17 protein-coding genes are annotated in these 22,592 nt (G+C 51.8%); 6 read left to right on the plus strand and 11 right to left on the minus strand.

Features of this window, described 5'->3' with window-relative positions:
- Positions 1–657: 657 nt before the first annotated feature.
- From AT746_RS07005 to AT746_RS07015, 3 genes are all read right to left on the minus strand, one after another.
- Positions 658–2,136: a NarK family nitrate/nitrite MFS transporter gene (locus AT746_RS07005; RefSeq protein ID WP_062478306.1), complete on the minus strand. Its 1,479-nt coding sequence runs from the start codon at positions 2,134–2,136 to the stop codon at positions 658–660.
- A 449-nt stretch (positions 2,137–2,585) separates the two neighbouring features.
- Positions 2,586–3,767, minus strand: a complete 1,182-nt coding sequence (locus tag AT746_RS07010; protein WP_062478309.1) for a porin — start codon at positions 3,765–3,767, stop codon at positions 2,586–2,588.
- Positions 3,768–3,900: 133 nt separating this feature from the next.
- Positions 3,901–5,169: an MFS transporter gene (locus AT746_RS07015; protein WP_062478313.1), complete on the minus strand. Its 1,269-nt coding sequence runs from the start codon at positions 5,167–5,169 to the stop codon at positions 3,901–3,903.
- A 160-nt stretch (positions 5,170–5,329) separates the two neighbouring features.
- On the opposite strand from AT746_RS07015, the gene AT746_RS07020 reads away from it, so the two are divergent.
- From AT746_RS07020 to AT746_RS07030, 3 genes are all read left to right on the plus strand, one after another.
- Positions 5,330–7,054, plus strand: a complete 1,725-nt coding sequence (locus AT746_RS07020) for a bifunctional protein-serine/threonine kinase/phosphatase (protein WP_062478316.1) — start codon at positions 5,330–5,332, stop codon at positions 7,052–7,054.
- Positions 7,055–7,208: 154 nt separating this feature from the next.
- Positions 7,209–8,822 (plus strand): MFS transporter, encoded by a 1,614-nt coding sequence (locus AT746_RS07025; protein ID WP_062478319.1) that lies wholly within the window; start codon positions 7,209–7,211, stop codon positions 8,820–8,822.
- Positions 8,823–8,893: 71 nt separating this feature from the next.
- Positions 8,894–10,702: a thiamine pyrophosphate-dependent enzyme gene (locus AT746_RS07030; RefSeq protein ID WP_062484053.1), complete on the plus strand. Its 1,809-nt coding sequence runs from the start codon at positions 8,894–8,896 to the stop codon at positions 10,700–10,702.
- On the opposite strand, the gene AT746_RS07035 is transcribed toward AT746_RS07030, so the two are convergent.
- The 4 genes from AT746_RS07035 to AT746_RS07050 form a co-directional block, all read right to left on the minus strand.
- Positions 10,699–13,095: an efflux RND transporter permease subunit gene (locus AT746_RS07035; protein ID WP_062478322.1), complete on the minus strand. Its 2,397-nt coding sequence runs from the start codon at positions 13,093–13,095 to the stop codon at positions 10,699–10,701. The genes AT746_RS07030 and AT746_RS07035 overlap by 4 nt on opposite strands.
- The gene (locus tag AT746_RS07040; RefSeq protein ID WP_062478325.1) at positions 13,088–13,939 is read right to left on the minus strand and encodes a VacJ family lipoprotein; all 852 of its coding nucleotides are present in this window, start codon (positions 13,937–13,939) and stop codon (positions 13,088–13,090) included. The genes AT746_RS07035 and AT746_RS07040 overlap by 8 nt, the downstream gene beginning before the upstream one ends.
- Before the next feature lie 144 nt (positions 13,940–14,083).
- A complete protein-coding gene (locus AT746_RS07045) occupies positions 14,084–14,512 on the minus strand; it encodes a secondary thiamine-phosphate synthase enzyme YjbQ (protein ID WP_062478328.1) in 429 nt (142 codons plus the stop codon).
- A 1-nt stretch (position 14,513) separates the two neighbouring features.
- Entirely contained in the window at positions 14,514–15,281 is a 768-nt protein-coding gene (locus tag AT746_RS07050) for a HesA/MoeB/ThiF family protein (RefSeq protein WP_062478331.1), read from the minus strand.
- 155 nt (positions 15,282–15,436) lie between these two features.
- Here AT746_RS07050 and AT746_RS07055 point away from each other — a divergent pair, with 155 nt between their 5' ends.
- Together AT746_RS07055 and ytfE are read left to right on the plus strand one after the other, a co-directional pair.
- Positions 15,437–15,943: an NTP transferase domain-containing protein gene (locus AT746_RS07055; protein ID WP_062478334.1), complete on the plus strand. Its 507-nt coding sequence runs from the start codon at positions 15,437–15,439 to the stop codon at positions 15,941–15,943.
- Positions 15,944–16,171: 228 nt separating this feature from the next.
- Entirely contained in the window at positions 16,172–16,855 is a 684-nt protein-coding gene (gene ytfE / locus AT746_RS07060) for an iron-sulfur cluster repair protein YtfE (RefSeq protein ID WP_062478337.1), read from the plus strand.
- Positions 16,856–17,022: 167 nt separating this feature from the next.
- On the opposite strand, the gene AT746_RS07065 is transcribed toward ytfE, so the two are convergent.
- The 4 genes from AT746_RS07065 to AT746_RS07080 all read right to left on the minus strand — a co-directional run bounded on the left by AT746_RS07065 (position 17,023) and on the right by AT746_RS07080 (position 20,758).
- Entirely contained in the window at positions 17,023–17,403 is a 381-nt protein-coding gene (locus AT746_RS07065) for a YbaN family protein (protein WP_231731038.1), read from the minus strand.
- A 62-nt stretch (positions 17,404–17,465) separates the two neighbouring features.
- Positions 17,466–18,209 carry a CZB domain-containing protein gene (locus AT746_RS07070; protein ID WP_062478341.1) on the minus strand — a complete coding sequence of 248 codons (744 nt, stop codon included), beginning with the start codon at positions 18,207–18,209 and terminating at the stop codon, positions 17,466–17,468.
- Positions 18,210–18,428, minus strand: a complete 219-nt coding sequence (locus tag AT746_RS07075; protein ID WP_062478344.1) for a hypothetical protein — start codon at positions 18,426–18,428, stop codon at positions 18,210–18,212.
- 53 nt (positions 18,429–18,481) lie between these two features.
- Positions 18,482–20,758, minus strand: coding sequence for a nitric-oxide reductase large subunit (locus tag AT746_RS07080; RefSeq protein WP_062478347.1), 2,277 nt, complete (start codon positions 20,756–20,758; stop codon positions 18,482–18,484).
- Positions 20,759–21,048: 290 nt separating this feature from the next.
- On the opposite strand from AT746_RS07080, the gene norR reads away from it, so the two are divergent.
- The gene (norR, locus tag AT746_RS07085; protein ID WP_062484057.1) at positions 21,049–22,569 is read left to right on the plus strand and encodes a nitric oxide reductase transcriptional regulator NorR; all 1,521 of its coding nucleotides are present in this window, start codon (positions 21,049–21,051) and stop codon (positions 22,567–22,569) included.
- The last annotated feature ends 23 nt before the right edge of the window (positions 22,570–22,592 follow it).

Consider the following 22,592-nt stretch of genomic DNA (forward strand, 5'->3'; position numbering starts at 1 on the left):
GCAGATAATGCCAGTCAGTTGAGCTGACTGGCATTTTTTATGCGTCTTCAAACTTTCCAGTAAAGCAGATAGTTTTGCTGTCCCTGCAGGTATGACACACCGTCCCTGGTGTGCCAGTAACTTTTCTTTGCTCGTGCAAAGAAAAGTAACCAAAAGAAAGCACGCCCCTAACGCCACACAAAGTCCTGCCATGGCTTGGTAAAAGCCGGTCGCGGAGATTCACGTCCCTGTTCAGTCTCCGCTTAATTTTCATCCCTGAAAATTATCTGCCTTTTACACATCGCCCTGTCCGGACGTGGCGTTTTTAGGGGGAATAAGAGGCGGCTTCGCCGCCTTAACCGCGAATACAGCTTCCCGTTGCAGAAGCTGGCTTACCGCACTGGCGAACAGGGACGTTCGCCAGAGGCCGCCACCCTTACATGGATGTTACCTAAGGCCGGTGCGTTCAGTAAGCCTGCTTCGGAAACGGAATCAGAAGCTGTCCTGAGCGAGGGACTTTTGGGTTACCTTTGTGTCCTTACAAAGGTAACTGGCTCGAAGGGACGAGAGACATAAAAGACAGGGAGGTCGATGTTTCTCTATACCTCAATCTATGCAGTCTAATATCCTTAACTGACATACATTACCCGCTTTTGCGGGGCTATTTAGTATGGTTTATCAGGCCTTCTGGTGAGACACATCAATCAGTTCGACGGTGCCGTCTTCGCGTACTTCGGCTATCTGGCCGCGGGGTTCATCCATAAAAATCAGGGTGAACAGGCCTACCAGCGCAGTGGCAGCGATGACATAGAAGAAGGTGTGATAATCCACAAATGACAGAATCGTCAGAAAGGTTACCGCCCCCACATTACCGTAAGCCCCTGTCATACCGGCAATCTGGCCGGTCATACGACGCTTAATCAGCGGCACCACCGCAAATACTGCGCCTTCACCGGATTGCACAAAGAAAGAGCAGCCCATGGCAATGGCTACCGCCAGCCATAATGGCCACTGGCCGTCCACCATGCCCATTAATGCATAACCTGCTGCCAGGCCCGCGGTGAGGATCATCAGCGTGGGCTTGCGGCCGAATTTATCTGAAATCCAGCCACCTGCAGGACGTGACATCAGGTTCATAAAGGCATAGGCCCCGGCGACCAGCCCGGCTAAGACGGGGTCGAGGCTGAAGGTTTCGGCAAAAAACAGTGGCAGCATGGAGACCACTGCCAGCTCTGAGCCGAAATTAGTGAAGTACAGAATATCCAGCACGGCCACCTGTTTAAAACTGTATTTATGCAGCTCCGGCACTTTCTCGGTAAACACCTGTTTGTTCACCTGCCAGACTTTAGCCACTTCGAGCAGGTAGAGCAGGCCCAGCCCGAGATAGATAAAGTTCACTACCTGCTGGCTGAGCATATCCACACCGCTTGGCGAGAGTTTCCAGGCCAGCAGAGCAATGGCGGCATACATGGGCAGTTTCATAATCAGCAGAAAGAAGAAATCCGGCACGGAAGTCACTTCCATGGCCCCGAGGTTTTTCGGCCGGAAATAGGTTGAACCCTTGGGGGTGTTAGACACATTGGCATAATAAACAAAGGCAAACAGCAGGCTGATCACACCGGTAATGCCAATGGCCCAGCGCCAGCCGTCTTCGCCACCAAACAGTACCGCAATGGTTGGCAGGGTAAAGGCAGCGGCAGCGGAGCCAAAGTTACCCCAGCCACCGTAGATGCCCTCAGCTGTACCCAGCTCATTGTGAGGAAACCACTCAGATACCATGCGGATACCAATCACGAATCCGGCACCGATAAAACCCAGCAAAAAGCGCGCTATGGCGGCCTGTATAAAGCTGTCGGCCAGGGCAAACATAAAGCAGGGAATTGAGCAGATAGCCAGCAGCGCTGAGTACACCAGCCTGGGGCCGTATTTATCGGTCAGCATACCGATAATCACCCGGGCTGGTATGGTCAGGGCCACGTTCAGAATCAACAGGGTCTTGATCTCATCAGAGGTCAGCCCTAAGGATTCTTTTACCGCCTGAAGCATGGGAGCAAAGTTAAACCAGACTAAAAAGCTGATAAAAAAGGCCATCCAGCTTAAGTGCAGCACTTTCATCTTGCCGGTAAACGACAGCAGATTGAATTTCTCGGTTGCCATGGGAATCTCCACAGAGTTATTAAGGATTTTCCGCTATTGTCTGCCCAATTCGCGCGAAAAAATTGACCCAGGTCAATATTTGCCGCCAGCTATATCCTATGCTCCTCCGATATCTATTAGGGGGTAGAGGCAAAAGATTTTACCGCGGAGACGCAGAGTACGCGGAGCTTTATCGAGTCAATTCCTCTGCGACCTCAGCGATGAAAAAGACTTTTCGTGTTTTTCGTGTGGTTAGTGGTGAATACTATTTCTGTCGGGTTACGGCCCGGACTTGCAGGAGTAGAAGGCGCTGGATGCCCGATAACAACATTCGGGCATGACAGGTGGTCGTTCCCGCGGTAGTTGGCGGGAACCCGGTGCCTTTTTGACTAAGAGTTGTAAAGGTCACTGGATGCCCGATAACAACATTCGGGCATGACTGACTGCGGAACTTCGGTGAACAGCTGCTATCAGAGTTTAGCCGAGACCATCAGCCAGAGTTTGTCGGTGTCGGTGGCAAACTCATCGGCCTGGTAGTTAGCGTATTTGACCAACAGACTGACTTTTGCATTGAGCTTATATCCGGCGCTGAGATTCCATTCATCACCATAGTCGATGCTGCCTCTGTCACTGTCATACTGGTGCCAGGTCAGGTTAAGCTTGATATCGCTGAGGCTGGTACCCAGCCCCAGATACAGATCCTGAATGCCCTGGGCAGGGGTATTCAGGAACTTATCCGCAAAGCCCTGAAACTTATGTAATGTCGCCAGGGGCGTAATAAAGGCACCGTCGTTATCGGCGCCAAGATTTTCTATACCGGCTTTGAGATTAACGCCCGCCAGTGTGGTGGACACTTCCAGCATCTTATAATCGGCAGAGTAGTCTTTGCTGTTATCGCCGTTATCCTGTTGTCTGGCATAGCTGGCCTTAAGAGTCAGTCCGGCCAGTTTACCCTGATAGCTCAGACCCAGAGTCTGAGTAGACAGTGCGTGGGCCTGATCAAAATCGAGCCAGTAACCGAAGCCGCTTAACTGATGGCCTTCGGCCAGTTGGTAGTGGCCATGCAGCAGATGAAAATCCCCCTTCAGATTTCCATTGGCGCTGTCATCACCAAAGATGCGGTTGATGTTGTAGATGTAGCTGTAGTCCAGTTTCAGGCTGTTGGCGGCGTTATATTGAGCGCGATAGCCATCGAAGGTCTGTTCGTTCTGCCGCCAGCCTACACCGCCGACAAAACGCTGGTCACCGTGGTTAATACGATGACGACCCAGGCTCAGATTCATCCCATCCCGCTGCCAGGACAAGGTGGCGAGGTTGACTTCGGTGCCGGTGGGGTCGGCCACCACAGGGCGCTGGATATGGCCATTAACAGTGGAGTTATAGGTTTCTCCGCCAATAGCGGTGACATTGTCCACCTCCAGTGCCAGCTTAAGCCCCTGATAAGCGCCACTTTGATAGGCAAAACGGGTTTTCAGGGTATTGGCCAGGGCATCTTCATCGATGCCCTGCTGGTCAACAAATTCAGAGCGGTATCGGAATGACAGATCCACATCGCCATTTTGTATTGCCCCTGACAGTGACTCCTGCGCCAGCAACGTCTGCATGGGTGCCAGGCTGAGGCCAACGGATAACGCAATAACAGAAAGTTTCATGGTGATTTCCCGTAGTTGAAAGGTACGGGGGTATACTAAGTAGTGTTGCGGCAGTGGTTATTTGATATAAATCAAACTCTGACAGTGGCTATTCCCAATGCCTGATCCTTGCTACTTTGGGGGTAGCGGTGTTTTAATCCTGATCCAGGAAATTATGCTCCCGCTCATACTGCCAGCGCTGTTGCAGCCGCTCTGTCTGGATGGCCAGATACATGGCGATCATACAGGCAGCCGATACCCCGTAGAGAAGCATAAAGGTCACCGAATAAAAGCCGGTCCAGTCCACTAAAAAGCCAAATAAGATGGGCAGGGTGCAGCCACCCAGTGCCCCCATGGCACCGATCAGGCCGCCCGCGGTGCCCATTTGTTGCGGGTAGTAGTCATTCACCAGTTTATACACGCTGGCACGGCCAAAGCCCTGAGCAATACCCATCACAAACAACAAGGCGGTAAACCACCAGATATTAATACCAATATGCAGTGTTACATCTTTGCTGGTGCCGTGAATGGTCATGGTGGTGGGCGGGTAGCTTAAGAAAAACAGACACACCAGACAGATCCAGAATACCGACCAGCTAACCACCCGGCCACCGTAGCGGTCCGCAAACCAGCCGCCCACAGAACGCACCAGCGACGAGCCGGCCACAAACAGCAGAGTAAAGGCCATGGCCTGTTTGATACTCAGATCATAGGCGTGCACATAGTAATGGGGCAGCCACATTAACAGGGCCAGAAAGGAGCCAAACACAAAGTAGTAGTACAGCCCCAGCCGCCAAATCCGTAACTGCCCCAGTAGTGGCAAAAAGCCGTTGTCAGCTCGGGTAGTTGCCGGTGGGATGAGCGGCTGGCGCGGGCCAAGCAACCAGAACAGCAAGCAGGTCAGCAGGATCCCGGCAGTATAAAGCCAGCCGGTTAACTGCCAGTGCCAGCGCTCGTCGAGTATCGGCAGCAGAATCAGATTGATCGCGGCCCCGGCATTACCCGCACCAAACAGGCCAAGGGCGGTACCCTGCTGATTGCTGGGAAAGAAATCTGCCACATATTTAATTCCCAGGGTAAAGGAGCTGCCGGCCACGCCAAGCCACAATCCCAGCAACAGATAATGCTCAAAGGTGTTTGCCTGAGGCAGTAATAGCAAAGGGGGGATCAGCAGCAGCATCTGCCATAACAGCAGAGATTTGGCGGAATATTTCTGAACCCATATGCCGGCGGGAACACGCAGCAGAGCACCGGTGAGCATGGGCGCCGAGAGCAATATACCCAGTTCGGTCAGTGACAACCCCAGGCTCTGCTGCAGCGGTTCTGTGAGGGCGGCATACAGGGTCCAGACCGAAAAATTGGCGGCAAAAACCAGCGTGGCGAGGATCAGTGCGCGTACCGAAGTCGTTGAATAGGCCTGCATTGTTCCTCTGCTCAGTAGTAGATATCTGTAGTATGTTAATACCATAGAGCCAGATTCAGATGAAGGTCTTTGATTTGTATCAAGGCTGAAGCCGATAAGGGTGGATTTATCGGGCTGATATCGGTCATGCTGGTATTTATACCAATCCCAAAGGGTAAAGATGGGCGAGTCTTTATTACATCTTGGCAGCAGCGCGCAGACTCAGGCGGGTGTTAAACCGGTCAATGAGGATGCCGTGGCGATTTTCTGCCCGGACAGCACCTATCTGCAACAGGTTAAAGGGCAGGTACTGATTGTGGCCGATGGTATTTCTGCCGCGGAGGCAGGCAAGGAAGCCAGCGCCAGCGCTGTCAGCCGCTTTATTCTGGAGTATTATCAGACCCCGGATACCTGGTCGGTGAGTCATAGCGGTGAGCAGGTGTTATCGGCCATCAACCTGCATCTGTACCGTAGGAGCCATGAATTTACCGATGAGCACAAAGGCTATCTGACCACCTTCTCCGCGGCGGTGCTCAAGGGCCGACAACTGCACTTCTTTCATGTAGGTGACAGCCGTATCTATTTATACAGAAACGGCGAACTGCAGCAACTTACCCGGGATCATGTGGCTAACCTTGGTAATAATCACCGCTTTTTATCCCGCGCCCTGGGTATGGATAATCTGTTGCATGTGGATTACTCCAGCCAGTTGCTCGAACAGGATGATTTGCTGCTGCTGACCAGTGACGGCGTACATGATTTTTTATCCCTGCAACAGCTATCAGAGGTGCTGAGTGAAGACAAAGAAGCTGACAATCTGAGCCAGCAGTTAATTCAAAAGGCCCTGGATGCTGGCAGTGATGACAATCTGTCGGCGGTGGTAGCAAAAGTGCGGGCCCTGCCACAGCAGCAGGTGGATGATTTTAATGCAGAACTGACCCGTCTGCCGTTTCCGCCAACCTTGTCACCGGGAATGAAGCTGGATGGTTACGAAGTGCTGGAGGTGTTATATAACTCTGCCCGCAGCCAGCTCTATCTGGTTAAGGATCTGCAGGATGACAGCCAGTGGGTGATGAAGACGCCGTCACCGAATTTCAGTGATGACAGCCATTACATTGACAGGTTTATTCAGGAGCAGTGGATAGGCAGCCGTATTCATCATCCCAATGTGGTGAGTATTCTTGCCCAGCAACGGCCACGCACGGCATTGTATTATCTGATGGAGCCGGTCAGGGGCCAGGATCTTGATGGCTGGCGCGCCAGTAATCCCAAGGCCGGGCCGAAACGGCGCATTCAGCTTATCCGGCAACTGGCTGAAGCGCTCAAGGCGTTTCACGCCAATGATGCCGTACATCAGGATGTTAAGCCCGGTAATGTACTGATTGATGATAACGACAAGTTGATGCTGGTGGATTTCGGCTCGGTGTTTGTGGCCGGGGTGGCCGAACTATACCGGCCGATAGAGCACCTCGGCGCTCTGGGCACGGCTACCTATGCCGATCCGAATTATTTGCTGGGTAAAAACCCTGGCGCTCAGGGCGATGTCTATAGTCTGGCAACTCTTTGCTATGAGCTGTTTACCGGCCAGTTGCCCTATGGGGAGCGAATCGCCGATTGTCGCACCTGGAGCGACTACGACAAGCTGCGCTATGTGTCTGCCAGCCGCCATAATCCGGTTATTCCGCTGTGGTTTGATCGGGCGCTGGAGCAGGGTGTGAGCTTTGATCTGACCCTGCGTTATCAGACCATTGATCAACTGATGGCCGATCTCAATCATCCCAATCCTGAATTGCTGAAAGAACTGCCACCCCCCAAAGAGGCGGGCAAGCTGATGCTGTGGAAGCTGATCAGCGGTTTCTGGTTTATCACCCTGCTGGTAGTGATTTATCTGTTTAGTCAGCAATAACCTATGGGGATTGGTATAACAGGTTTCGCTACCCCCAAAGAGATAGCCTTCCACCCCTTATAACCCGCGATCCTACCCCCACAAGTGAATTGTTCCTTACAAGGCTATTGGTGATAGTGACAGGGACGAATTTTATTAACCAGAGGATGAGCCAATGGCCAATCTTGACAGATGGGAACCGGAAGATGAGGGGTTCTGGCAAAGCCAGGGCAAAGCAATAGCACAGCGCAACCTGTGGATCTCTATTCCCAGTTTGCTGTGCGGATTTGCGGTGTGGTTGTACTGGGGGATCCTCACCGTACAGATGATGAATGCGGGTTTTGATTTTGCTGCCAGTGAACTCTTTACCCTGACCGCTATCGCCGGATTATCCGGTGCCACTTTGCGTATTCCCAGCAGCTTTTTTATTCGCTTCTGTGGTGGTCGTAATACCATTTTCTTTACCACCAGTTTACTGATAATTCCGGCCTTTTTTACCGGCGTAGCGCTACAGAATCCTGATACGCCACTGTGGCAATATCAGTTACTGGCACTGCTGTCCGGTATTGGTGGCGGTAATTTTGCCTCATCAATGTCAAACATCAGCTTTTTCTTTCCCAAGAAGCAGCAGGGGCTGGCACTGGGCTTAAACGCCGGGCTGGGTAATTTTGGTGTGACCACCATGCAGGTGCTGATCCCGTTGTTTATGACCATGGGCGTGTTTGGTGCGCTGGGTGGTGATCCGGTTACCCTGGTCTCTACTTCAGGCACTCTGATCGGCAAAATCCCGGCGGGCAGTGAAACCTGGATTCAGAATGGCGGTTTTTTGTGGTTGCTACTACTGGTACCACTGGCTCTGGCCACATTTTTTGGTATGAATAATATCCGTACTCAGGAGGTCACTCCGGATTTACCAAGCCTGCCCAAAGCGATTCTGATGATCAGTGCCATGTTACTGATTGGCCTGGTCACTTCTGCCGCGGGTTTATGGCTGATTTTGCCCGAGGCTGGCAATGGCTCTGGCTGGGAAGTACCCAAGGAAATCGTACTGGTGCTGGTCGTGGCAGCAACGGTCTTTATTCTGAAAATGCTGCCTGGTGCCATAGGTAAGAGTCTCAGCCGCCAATACCAGATCTTCCGTAATCACCACACCTGGGTGATGAGTGTGATTTACACCATGACCTTTGGCTCATTTATCGGTTTTGCAGCCGCCTTTCCGCTGGCTATCAAGGTGATCTTCGGCTTCCAGCATCTGATGGTGGATGGTGTGATGACCCACGATACGGCCAATCCGAACGGTCCCAGTGCCCTGATGTTTGCCTGGATAGCACCTTTTATCGGCGCTTTGATCCGTCCCCTTGGCGGCTGGCTGGCGGATAAGTTCGGTGGTGCGCTGGTCACGCAGTTCTGTGCGCTGGTGATGGTGCTGTCTTCTCTTGGCGCCGCTTACTACATGCAAATGGCCTATCAGTCAGCAACCCCCGAACAGTTTTTCTGGCCTTTCTTTGGCTTGTTCCTGGTGCTCTTTGCCGCTACCGGTATAGGTAATGGTTCAACCTTCAGAACCATTGCCATGGTCTTTCCGAAAGAGCAGGCCGGGCCGGTGCTGGGCTGGACCTCTGCGGTTGCCGCCTATGGTGCATTCTATATTCCTAAGGTGTTCGGTGAGCAGATTAAAGCCACTACGCCGGAAGTCGCATTGATTGGTTTTGCCATTTTCTATGGTGTGTGTCTGGTACTGAACTGGATGTTCTACTTACGTAAGAATGGCCAGTTCTATAACCCTTAACCTTGCTTCAGCAAAGTCAGTCAAAGGCCGCCAGTTTTTTATCTGGCGGCTTTTTCTTTAAGGAGAGCACTGTGTTTAATTACGAGAAAAATCTTGGCCAGGCCTACACTGAGCGTCTGCCCGATCTGGGTCAGACCATAGCCCGGTGTATTGCACTTTTTGGTGGTAAACGGCTATATGGTGTCGGTGGTGACTTTGCCGCAAATTTAATCGGGGCGCTGCAGCCTTACCTTGAGCTTTGCCCCTCCAGCAATGAAATGCATGCCGGTTTTAGTGCCTGTGCTCAGGCGGAAACCGAAGGTATGGGCTTTTGCCTGACCACTTATACGGTGGGCAGCCTGCCTTGTGTATCCGCTGCTGCGCTGGCGATGACCGAGAGCCTGCCGGTGGTATTTATTTCCGGTGCACCGGGGGAACAGGAGGTGGGCAAGCAGGCTATTCATCACACAGTGCACGCGCGGGCAGCCTGGCGTACTCAGTATGATAATGCTCTGCAGGCCTTCGCGGCGCTGGGTATAAAGGCCGAACGTTTACAGGGTCAGCGCAATGATGGCCAGCCGAATATGGCCGGAGAGCGCTTTTTACAGCTTTTGCATTATGCCTGGCAGCATAGACAGCCGGTATTTATTGAAGTGCCCAGAGATCAGGTGTTCAGTAAAACCCAGGCCTTGCAGTTACCCGACTCACCGGCTCAGTTAGGTTGTGGCTCTCAATTGCTGGCAGGTAGTGAACTGATTGCCGGGGAGATCCGCCGCCGCCTTAGTCAGGCGAAAAGGCCGGTGCTGTTTATCGGTGACGGGGTGAAGCATAATCCGCGCTTGCGTGAGCTGTTACTTGAGTTTTCACAAAAGCACCATATCCCCTTTGCCACCAGCTGGTTTGCCAAGGGGCTGTTTGATGAGTTTGATGCCCTTTGTCTGGGCGCCTATAACGGTGTGTTCAGCGATAATCTCAGCCGCGATTATATCGAGCAGCATGCCGATTATGTGATTGATGTTGCCAGCAGCATCTATGCGCAGGATACCAATACCGCCTTCGCCACCGGCAGTCATTTTATCGAGGATTTTGCCAATAAAACGGTACTCAAGGGCACCGCGTTGCAGGAACAGGATCTGGTGGAACTGTTTGAGCATTTGTTGTGCATGACCCTGCCGGTGTTTGAAAATACCTTGCCAGTCAGGGCAAACACCTCAGGGCCTCTGGCCAATACCGAAAAGCTGGATTTTCATAATCTGGCACCGGCACTGAACCAGCTTCAACAGCAGGATAGCAACCCCTATCTGTATTTACCTGAGGTGGGCAACAGTTATTTTGCCAGCTACAGCCTTAAAACCCGCCTCGGCGGGGCAGGGCGGGGCTGGCTGACCAACCCCTGGTACGGTGCCATGGGCACCACGCTGCCTTATGCCCGCCACTGTGCAAAACTGGTACAGGAACAGGGCCTGGATGAGCGTGTAGTGGTGATAACAGGTGATGGCGGCCTGCATTTTCAGTCTAACGAGCTGATCGAGATTCAAAAAGATCGCACCGGCATCATCATTATCTATATGCGTAATAATATTTTCCATCTGGGTAAAAGTGGTGACGGGCCAATCTATCACTGTAATGATCCGGCCTTTGATATCCATAAACTGATCGCAGCATACGGTGGGGAGTCGGCCCATTGCCGCACTGTAGGCGAGTTTAACCAGGTGTTTAAAGACTATGCTCAGCAGAATAAGGGGCTGAAACTGATTGAGGTACCGGCCGATCCTGATGAGCAATATCAATGCCGGGAGATCCGTTTGCTGAATTTGTATATCAAAGCTAAGAACGGCGATGCCGATGCCCTTGAAAAGTGGCAGAAAACGTCAACTCAGCAGGGCGCCGGGATCAACTAGCGTTTTTTGACAAACCTCATCAGTAATGCCGGTAACAGGGTCAGATCGGCAAGCAGCGCCAGCATCATGGTCAGACCGGTGAGCAATCCGAAGTATATGCTGGGCACAAAGTCAGACAGCCCCAGTGTGGCAAAACCCAGCGTGATGATGATGGAGGTGTAGAGCAGGGCGTAACCGACAGTATGAAAGGTTTTTTCGGCGGCTTGCTCCGGTGTGTTGTCGTTCAGGTTCTGTTTATAGTGATGAGCGAAATGGATGGTGTCATCCACTGCGATACCCATAGCGATGGCGGCGATGGTGATGGTCATCAGATCCAGCGGGATCGCCAGCCAGCCCATAATACCGAGGATCAGCAAGGTACAGAGGATATTGGGTACCAGGGTGATAAGCGCCATTCCAAAGGAGCGGAACACCAGCAGTAATACCAGTGCCAGCGCCACATACACTACGCCAAGGGTCTGGATCTGGGATTTATACAGCCGCGAGAGAATATCCTGGTAAAGCACAAACAGGTTGGTCAGCTCGATTTGCGCAGGGTCAACGCCCTGTTTGCCGATGTAGGTTTTAAGGCTTTGTAAAAACTCGGCCCGGTTGAGCCCCTCGGTGCTGTCCTGAATACGCGAGCTGATACGAAGCTGTTGGTCATCGGTATTCAGATAACTGCCCAGTAACCTGTCGCGCAGCGATCTATCCAGTAAGTGGTACAGAGAATTAAGTTCATATTCTGTCAGTGGCTGGCCCTGATTAATCTTCTTGGCCAGTTCGGTAAAATTAAATACCGAGGTGACATTGCCGACGGCGTCATACTGGCTGAGCAGATGCTGAATTTTCTGTAGTGTCTGTACCGTTTGGGCGCTGAGTACCAGATCCTGTTTGCGTTCAGATTCGGGGATTTGATAGACGATATCCAGCGGTGTTGAACCGCCAAATTGCTGATCGATAAAGGTCAGTTCCTTACGGATCTGGGTGGACTCACGAAAATAATTCAGAAAGCTGTTTTCCACTTCCAGCCTGGCCAGGCCGATGCCTCCGGCCACTGCCACAATCAGGGTGCAGATTACCACCAGAGTTTTGTATCTGCTGCTGATGGTCATGCAGGCATTGAGCAGCGGTTTTAGCACCGGATTATTCTGTTCTGTGGGCCTTGGCGGAGACAGGCTGATCAGTACAGGAAACAGCAACAGACTGACACTGATAGACACCAGCATGGCAACAATCATCATCCAGCCAAAACTGACCACAGGCTGGATATTGCTGATCAACAGCGAGGCAAAGCCTACTGAGGTGGTTAAAGCGGCATAAAAGCATGGTGTGGATTTTTCAGCGAAGGTTTTTATTATCAGTTGCTTATGCTTGACCTCAGGTGTGCTGGCGGCGAGTTGTCGGTAATGAACTATCAGGTGGATGCAGACCGCCAGGGTGAGGATGAGTTGCAGGGCAATAAAGTTCGATGAAATAACCGTGGTCTTAAAGCCCAGCAGTCCAAACATTCCCATCGTCAGCAATACGCTGGCACCGCAACAGACCAGAGGCAATAGTACAAATTGCCAGCGTCGGAATACCAGCCACAACATCAGGCCGATAAACACGGCGATGCCGGTGCCAAACAGCTTAAGATCCTGCTGGATGATGCGAATAAGCTGATAGCCCAGCACATGGGCACCGCCAAGGTAAATATCCGCTTCCTGTTCGTAGGGGGCGACCATGTCATAGATTTGCTCTATTTCATTGGCGCGGATCCGATCCAGTTTTTGTTGCATTGGTTCGGCGCGGGCTTTGAGGGACTCAACCTGCTGCTTTTGTTCCTCAGTCAGCTCACCTGTGAGGGCCTGTTTCTGAATAGCGATAATCTGTTTGTCAATTTCAGCCAGTTCTTCGTCTTGTTTAAACAGGATCTGAATGGCGGTCGCGTCCTGCTGTTGATTGACCAGTAAGTCTTCATACAAGGGGTGGGCGGTGAGGATGCTCTGCATTTGCTGTGCGGAATATTGCCGGCTTTGCCAGGTCCAGTCGTCGGGGTCGAGATCCGTTTGTAACCCCTCCATGGCCTGCAACAAAGGCACATTGAGGATGGAGGTCACCGCATCAACCCGTTCCAGCTGTTGCAGTTTGTCGCTGATTTCGGTGATATCACTAAAGGTCTTGTCGCTGAAAAGTTCGTGCTCGCGGGGTTTGTAAGCCAGCAGAATAAATTCATGGGGATTAAACTTCTGGCTCATGATCTGAGACTTGATATACAGCTGATTGTCGCGAGTCAGCAGGGTGTCGGCGGAGGCATCGATGCGAAAGTCTTTAACGAAATAACCGATGCCGGCACAGGCAAGGGCAAAGATAAACAGTATTAGCAGCCCGTGTCGGATCAGCCAGCCGGCAAATTTCTCGCGACTACTCATCCTGTGTTTCGCTCTCTTTCTGATATTGCTGGTCCCGCAGCAGGTTTTGCAGATACTGATTTCTGAAATAGCGATAGGGATCTTCGCTCTGGGCTTTCAGCTCTTCGTATTTAAGCAGGCTGGGTACGGCCTGCTGATAACCATTGAACATCTGCCAGTAGCCGGTTTGCGGACGATCAGTAATGGCTTCCAGCGGGGTGATCATACTCTCGGTAAAAGTGGAAAAGCCGCTGCGCACATCGCTCTGACCGATAAAGGGCAGCACCAGAAATGCCCCGTAACCCACATCATGATGGGCCAGGCTGTCGCCCAGGGTGGACCTGGCAGGCTGCAGCTCTAACCAGTGCGTGGCCGGGTCAAACAGGCCCAACAGCCCTAAGGTGCTGTTAATAACAAAACGGCCCAGGTTACGTCCCGCCTGTTTGCCCTCACCCTGCAATGCATGGTTGAGGCTGTTCCAGGGTTCGCGGATATTGGCAAAGAAGTTGGATACACCGATCCGAAACGGGGAAGGAAGGTGGTTGTAACCCCGCGCAACAGGTATCAGTGCATAGCGGTACACCACATCATTAAAACCGAACATGGCCCGGTTAAAGCCTTCCAGCGGGTCTTCAAACTGTTGTTCCGAATACCCCACCACCGTAGGCTCAAGGGTGTCGGTGCCTTCTGGTGTTGCCACCACTAAGGAATCATTGGCCGAATCGCGGTTTGGGGGTGAAATCTGCTCAGAAGAAGACTGACTGGCACAGCCAAAAGAGAGGGCGATGAATGCCACAATTACCAGTGTTGCGGCTTTGTTTGCCGCCAGATGCATTACCTGTAGCGCTTTTCCTGACTCTTCCATGCCTCGCCCCGGCTACCGTTAGACATTTATCATGTCAGCAAAGGCCAGGCTGGTCAAACAATCAGCAAAGACAATAGCCTGACCGTTCCGGACTGCTGCTGCAAGATGGAAACTATGCAGATCAAAAAGTATCTGTTTTACAGTTTAATCTGCTGCCTGGCCCTGGATTGTGATGACCAGAGTTCTGCCGGAGGCATGATTGCGATGCTCGCACAGATAAATACCCTGCCAGGTGCCCATATTAAGCCGGCCATCGGTGACCGGAATGCTCAGGTTGCTGCCTAAAATGCTGGCCTTTAAGTGAGCCGGCATATCGTCACTGCCCTCATAATCGTGTTTATAGTAGGGCATATTTTCCGGCACCATCTGATTAAAATGGCTTTCGAAGTCCAGGCGTACGGTAGGGTCGGCATCTTCATTGATGGTCAGTGAGGCCGATGTGTGCCTGATAAACACATGCATCAGGCCCACTTTTAACTTCGCCAGTTCAGGTAACTGCCTCACCACCTCATCGGTGATCAAATGAAATCCGCGCGCTCTGGATTTCAGGTTAATCTCTTTCTGTATCCACATGCTATCTGTCAATGTTTTCTGGCCGGCAAACTGTACAGTCGGGATTTCGCGGTATCTTCAGCTGCTGCCACTGGCCGGTTTTGCCATCAAAAAGCTGTAACTTTCCGTCACCGAAATCGCCACACTGAGTCAGTATCTTAACCGCTTCAAGGGCCTGCATCACTCCCATCACGCCTACAACCGGAGCGAGAATACCGGACTCCACACAGCTTAACTGTTGTTCGCCAAATAAATGGGAAAGGCAATGGTAACAGGGGCCATGTTGAGAGGGAATATAACTGAACAGCTGGCCTTCCATACGGATCGCCGCCGCACAGACTAAAGGCTTGCTCTGATTAACACAGACCCGGTTGATTAAATCGCGACTGGCCAGGTTATCGGTGCAATCGAGCACCATATCCTGTTCAGCAACACGCTGCTCAAGGGCCGGCTCGTCCAGGCGGGTAGTCAGTGCACTAAGCCGGCAGTCACTGTTAAGTTGTTTAAGCCGCTCAAGCGCAGCTGTGGCCTTGTTCTGGCCAAGGTCCTGTTCGCTGAAAAGAATCTGCCGTTGCAGGTTGCTCAGTGCCACTTCGTCATTATCGTTCAGGGTCAGGTGGCCAACACCCGAAGCCACCAGATACTGCGCCGCAGGGCATCCAAGGCCGCCAACGCCGATGATCAGTACCCTGGCGTTGAGCAGTTGTTCCTGGCGGGGCAGATCAAAGCCCGGCAGCAGGATCTGGCGGTTATAGCGCAGGGCTTGCTGAGGTGTAAGTTGCTGACTCAATGCGTGGCCTTTACTGTTGTGAGTTTTCTATTTGTAACGCCGCACTGGCACTAAGGCAATACCCACAGTAAATAACCAACTAACTCTTCTGGCGTATGGCCCGGAGCATATGCTGATGATTAGACTGGAGCTTTGTGACTGACAGGTAAAAAAGAATGAAGCCAGTTGGGGTGATTGTGGCACAGCTGACACCACGGGCCTGGCGACAGAGTGAACAGGGCCAGAGAGAAATTAACAAAGCCCGCTCATTACTGATGCAAAGTGGGATTGAGTCGGTACAGATCAATGAAAACTGCTTCGAACAAGGGCGGCTTCCCGATATTTACCCCAGTCATGGTCTGCTGTCAGCAATACATGCAGCGGCTTTTTTTGACCCTGAGCGTCATGTAATGATGGTGGCAGCAGATATGCCGCTCATCACAACGGACATGCTCAGGTGGTTAATGGCGACGGGCAGCAACCATCATTGCAGTTGTCATTTCCGCTCATCCTCTTTACCCCTGTATTTTCATAATGATGATTTCAGCCGTGATTATCTTGAACAACTGTTATCCAATGGAGAGCCTGTAAAGGACGACCTGCGGGGACTGAGCTGTATTGAACTGGTGGCACCGTACGAGTCGCACTTAACACGCCTGAATTTAAGCCGGTCAGCGGAGTGATAATAGGGTTAAATATACCCTGAGGGTTATAGAAACCCGGTTCTATAAGGGTGAATAATACCTTTTTTCATTTTTTATTTTTAAAAACAATAAGATATTTATGGTATTGCTCTTGCACTATTGCAAATAGGTCTCTGAAAAACTGTTTCCTGAATAAATTTTCAGCAATTGCGGAGCATTGCTCCGCAACACAACTTTTACCTTATTTCGACTACTACTGGAGCTGTAATGGAAATATTAACCCAATCTCTGGCCAGCCTGGCGACACAAGTCCCCGGTGCGACCCGTATTTTTCATCACTATAAGCTGGATTTTTGTTGCGGCGGACAGCGAACGCTGGGCGATGCGCTGAAAAAGCGCGAGCAGGATCCCGCCCCGGTTGTGGCTGAGCTGGTGCAACTGATGAATACCGCCTCACCGGAACCACAATGGCAACAGGCGTCTAATCCGGAACTGGTGGCGCATGTTTTTGAGAATTTTCATCAGAAACACCGTCAACAACTGCCAGAGCTTATCCGGCTGGCCCGTCGTGTCGAACATGTTCATGGTGACAGCGATGATTGCCCTCATGGTCTGGCCGATCATCTTGAAGCCATGTATCAGGAGCTGGAAAACCATATGCAAAAAGAAGAACAGATCCTGTTCCCTATGCTGGTCAGAGATATCTTTCCTTCCGGGCCAATTTCGGTGATGGAGGAAGAACATCTTGAGCATGGTCAGGCACTGGAAAAGATGCAGGCCCTTGCGCGCAACCTGGAGCTGCCCCCGGGCGCCTGTAACACCTGGACAGCACTTTATGTGGGTTTAAAGGAGCTTAAAGAAGACCTGATGGAGCATATCCATCTGGAGAACAATATCCTGTTTGTAAATCGCACTGAAGGTGAGGGCAGTTGCTGCGGCTCCTGCCATTAATTTCATCCAATGGTGATTGTGTAAAAAAGAAATAACCACAGAGGCACAGAGAACGCAGAGAAGTAAAGGGGCTAAACCGTTAATACCTCTGTGTTCTCTGTGACTCTGTGGTGAAATTAGCTTTTTCGTGCTTTTTTGGAGTGCGTCCTGAAAATATCAGCACCAGGTTAATCTGTAGTGTTGGTTGTTTCAGGTCGTCGCCATAGCCATAGCGCCACAGCCATAAGAATCAGAGTCACTGTCAGCTGCAAATAGCGCGGCGAGTCGGATAACCAAAGTAACGATGTGCTGAATAGCATCATTCCACTGGCCAGGTATTTTGCCCGTCGGGATACGGCACCATAGCGACGCCAGTTGGCGATATCCTTGCCGAATCTCGGGTGTTCCAGTAGCCAGTTTTCCAGTTGCGGCCAGCCTTTACTGCCCGACCAGGCTGCCAGTAGTATAAAAGGCACAGTGGGCAAACCGGGAAGGGGAATGCCGGCCAGTCCCAGTAGCAGAGAGACGACAGCCAGTATTTTCCAGTGCAATACGCGAACCCAGTCCAAGCTTTTTCCTTCTGACCTCAACTCAATTATATGCTTACTCAGTTTAGCCGAGTTACCCCTGCTCAGGCTACCTGAGTATTGGCTGACGGGGCAGCGCTGGTACTGAGCAGGTTGTTCGTCATTCTCTCAATCAACTGACACATCGTCTGGTTGGCATTTTCCATACTGAGCAAACAGGCCCTGACCACTCTGGGATCATTGTTCCGAAAGGCTTGCAGTGCCTGAAGGGCAAATTCATGCACTTGTTGGTGTGGTGTCTCAAGGGCCTGAAATTCTCTGGTGGCGCCAAAATAGCGCTGAAATAATGATGAGTAGTACCAGCGGCCAATACCACATTCCTCAACCGATACAACCTGTCGCTCATCGGCTTCGATATGACCCAGAACCATCCGCTGTACCATCACCATTAACTGAAACTCTTCGATATTAGCCAACTCAATTTCAGCCAGCAGAGCACTTTTAATCAGACTGTCGCGAATCCCCATATCCGTCAGGCGATCATCCAGGCCATGCAAGTAATACCCGAGTTGCTCAAGGCCGTGGCGTTCCTGAGCTAAAAAGCTCTGCAGTGTGCTAAAGCTGCGGTGATAACCGTCCAGTGAAGCGGCAAAACGAGCCAGTATCGCCTGTTGTTCCTGCTGCTCCATCAGACTGCTTTTTAGTTTGCGGGTATCAGACTGATGCTGCTCCAGTTCAGCGGCCAGCCTGTCAGCCCGTAACTGTTGATGTTCAGCGGTAGCCGTCAGTTGGCGTATTTTTTTGTACAGATCTGCACAAAGCAGATGTTTTAGTTTTGCAATAATCATTCAGACCTCCAGCTTGCGTTCGTAGCGACCGATACACCGCAGCACGTAGGCAATTTTCAACATTGTTGCGGCAAAAATAAGGCTGATATGAGCGGTGATCTGCACGGCTATACTGAATTCATCTGGTCTGATATAGCCAACCCAGATTGTCACCAGCATTGCCAGTACAGCAAAGACCAGTAAGGCATTTGCGAGGTTGGTGATCGCTTGATATTTCATTGTGTTTCCTCCGGCAGAAGTCGGGTGAGGCCTGATAAGCCCCACCCACAGGGTTATAAGGTTTCCTGAGTGGGCAGGAGCTCATCAGTCTCCAGCGTTTCTTCCCGGTTCATCAGGCCTTTTACCACCTGCCAGCTCACTGCAAGTGCGCCGATGATAAAGATCACATCACCGATGGTTCTTATCCAGCGCAGCGTCTGCAATAGTGGTGTTTGCATAAAGGTTTCGCCGCGGGCATACCAGAAGCCATACTCAAGGCTGGCCTGGAATTGCAGAATGCCAACCGGTAGTAAGCTGGTAAACAGCATCAGTACCAGACCGCCGTTAAGCCACCAGAAGGCGGTTTTCATCAGTTTTTCATCAAACTGCAGGGTAGGGCGGATATAACGAAGTACCAGCAAGGCAAATCCCAGCGCCAGGAAGCCATACACGCCAAACAGTGCGGCATGGGCATGGGTGGCGGTGGTGTTCAGGCCCTGAATATAGTAGAGCGCAATAGGAGGATTGATCATAAAGCCCAGCACCCCGGCTCCGAGCATATTCCAGAAGGAAACGGCAACGAAGAACATCATCGGCCACTTGATCTTTTGCATCCAGGGCGCCCGTTGTTTCAGCCGCCAGTTTTCAAAGGCCTCGTAGCCCAGTACCACGAGAGGTACCACTTCCAGCGCGCTGAAAGTGGCCCCTACCGCCATCACCGGCGTGGTGGTGCCGGAAAAATACAGGTGGTGGAAGGTGCCGGGAACGCCACCAAGCATAAACAATGACGCCGAAGCCAGACTGGCGGTGGTGGCCATGGTACGGGACACCAGCCCCATGGAGCAGAAAATAAAAGCCAGTGCAGCGGTGGCGAACACTTCGAAGAAGCCTTCGACCCACAGGTGTACGATCCACCAACGCCAGTATTCCATTACCGATAAATGAGTCCGTTCACCGTAGAAGAAACCGGCACCGTAAAATAAACCTATGGCAACAACAGAGGCGGTCAGCAGTGCCAGTAAGTTTTTGTCACCCTCCTGCTTTAATGCCGGAACAATGGCGCGCAGCATCAGTACCAGCCAGAATACAATGCCGGTAAACTTGCCGATTTGCCACAGTCTGCCCAGATCGACAAACTCATAACCCTGGTGACCAAGCCAGAAACTGAGATTTTCCGGCATGATCTGAGCAATGGCCAGATAATTACCCACAAAGGAACCGACAACCACGACCACCAGTGCCCAGAACAGCACATCGACACCGAGCTTCTGCCACTTTGGATCTTTACCGCCATTGATGATTGGCGCCAGAAACAAGCCTGCAGTGAGAAAGCCGGTGGCGATCCAGAACAGCGCAGCCTGGATATGCCAGGTTCTGACCAGTGAGTAGGGAAAATACTGGGACACATCCAGGCCATAGAACTCCTGACCTTCAACGGTATAGTGCGCGGTAAAGCCGCCGAGGAATACCTGAAAGGTGAACAATGCCACGACCAGAAAAACGTACTTGGCCAGCGCTTTTTGCGAGCGGGTAAGGCTTACCAGACTGATGGGATCCTGTTGTGGCGCTTCAGTTTCTTCTTCCTCTTTACGTAAAAAGGCCCAGGCCCAAACCAAAGCACCGACACCGGCGATAAGCAACACCACAGAGGCAACAGACCAGAGCAGGTTTTCGCTGGTTGGCACATTGTCAATAAGCGGCTCATGGGGCCAGTTATTGGTATAGGTGGCACTGGAGCCGGGGCGTTCGCTAGACGCTGCCCAGGCGGTCCAGAAGAAAAAGTTGGCCATTTTTGCCCGCCGCTCAGCGCTTGGCAGGGTATTTTCTTTCATGGCAAAGCTTTCACGGCTGGATTTCAGATCGGGATGGTCGCTGAACAGCTTGTCATAGTAGCCGGCGACGTCGCTAATGGCCTGAGCACGGCGTGCTGACAGGGTGATAACGTCATTCTCATCCAGCGTATTAGTGCGATACTCCCGTTTCAGACGCAGGAGCAGTAGTGCCTGCTGTTCCTCGTTCAATTCGTTGAAAGGCAGGGAAAACTCCTGCTCAGCGGCGATGTGCAACCAGGCTTCAAGTTCACGGTGCAGCCAGTCGGCGGTCCAGTCGGGGGCCTGGTAGGCACCATGCCCCCAGATGGAGCCGAGCTGCATCCCCCCAACCGATTGCCATGCAGTCTGACCATCCAGAATCGTCTCTTTAGTCATCAGCTGGTGGCCATCTTCGGTCATCACCAGCGAAGGCAGCGGCGGTGCCTGACGGTAAACCTCACTGCCAAAATAAGCGAGCAGTGTAAAAGTGACAGCCAACACCGCAATTAAAATAAACCACAGACGACGATACTTACCCATGAACCGGCTCTCCGTTATCTGTGGTGAGGTAAAATTCTGTCCCTGAGAGGGAATAGAGTGTGTTTTGCATATTGTGATACTCCGGGTAAGTGGAACAACAGGGCTTGCCCTGAACTAAAAGTGCGCTGTATGCAGAACTATCAGTTCCGTCAGTACTGCTGTCAGTTCTATCCATCGCAATACTGATGCCAACACTTATCTCTATGAATTTATTGACTTATTACTGACTCATGGTATTTTTAACCCAGTTTAATAAGGGTCTTATCTACCTTTGCGGGGTGTTAAATACCATGTTGGATAAAATGTTAGTGGCGGATCTGGCCACAAGCCTGCCTGAGCAGATGCGTCTTGAACGCCTGGTGCGTACCCTAAAAGCCCATTTCAATTGTGGCGCTGTGGTCCTGCTCAGGCTGGACATGGAGATATTGAAACCGGTCGCCGCCACCGGATTGGTAAAAGAAGCCATGGGACGACGGTTTTTACCCGCACAACATCCCCGACTGGCGACTATTCTTACCAGCGAAAAACAGCCTGTGTGTTTTGAGCACAGCAGTGCACTGCCCGATCCCTATGACGGTTTGCTGGATCAACTGGCAGGCTCACCATTGCCGGTGCATGACTGTATGGGGATGCGAGTGGAGCAGGACGGCAAAACCTGGGGAGTGATCACTTTTGATACCCTCAAGGCCGGAACCTTTAACACCCAGGCAGCGCAGAATTTACTGGAGTTCAAATTGCTGATCGAGGCAGCCATCCATATTACGGTACTCGAAGCTGAGAATCGCAGTCTTCGCCAATCCCGCATTGGTAATTTCGAACCTGGCTTGCCGGGCGAGGAAGATGCAGAGATTGTCGGCCGTAGTGAGGCATTGGCGAGTATCCTGAATGAGCTGGATACGGTGGCTGACTCGGAGCTGCCGGTATTGTTGCTCGGCGAAACCGGCGTCGGGAAGGAGTTGTTTGCCCGCCGTCTGCACCAGCACTCACGCCGTCATCAAAAACCCCTTATCCATGTCAACTGCGCTGCTTTGCCGGAATCGCTTGCTGAGAGTGAGCTGTTCGGGCACGTCAAAGGGGCCTTTTCCGGGGCTCACTCTGAGCGACCGGGTAAGTTTGAGGCTGCCAATGGCGGCACCTTATTACTCGATGAGGTGGGAGAGCTGCCTCTGACGGTGCAGGCCAAATTATTAAGAGTGTTACAAAATGGAGAGATCCAGCGCTTGGGAGCTGATAAGCCACGAAAAGTAGACGTCAGGGTCCTGGCTGCGACCAACAGGCATTTAAAAGAGTGCGTAAAAAGCGGTGATTTTCGTGCCGATCTCTATCATCGTTTGTCAGTGTATCCGGTGCATATTCCACCGTTGCGTGAGCGGGGTAACGATGTGTTGCTGCTGGCAGGACATTTTCTGGAGCAAAACCGGGCGCGTCTGGGCCTGCGTAGTCTGCGCATTTCACCTCAGTCTGAGCAGGCACTGTTGGGATATAACTGGCCCGGTAATGTCAGGGAGCTTGAACATGTTATCAGCCGGGCAGCGATCAAGGCACTGACCCGCCATGGCGGGCGGGATATGCTGAGTATCGAGCCGGAATTGCTTGATCTGGAAATGTCCGAAGTGCGGGTATCTCCGCAAATGACGAAGACTGAGGTTCAGACTTTAATGCCGCTTAAATTGTCAACGGAGCATTGTCAGCGTCAGGCAATCATATCTGCGCTGGAACATTGTCAGCAAAACTGGGCTCAGGCGGCGAGGTTACTGGAGGTTGACTCCAGTAACCTGCACAAGCTGGCGAAAAGACTGGGTATTAAATAGCCACTACAAGGTCACCATCAAAT

This window comes from Lacimicrobium alkaliphilum, assembly GCF_001466725.1.
GTDB lineage: Bacteria > Pseudomonadota > Gammaproteobacteria > Enterobacterales > Alteromonadaceae > Lacimicrobium > Lacimicrobium alkaliphilum_B.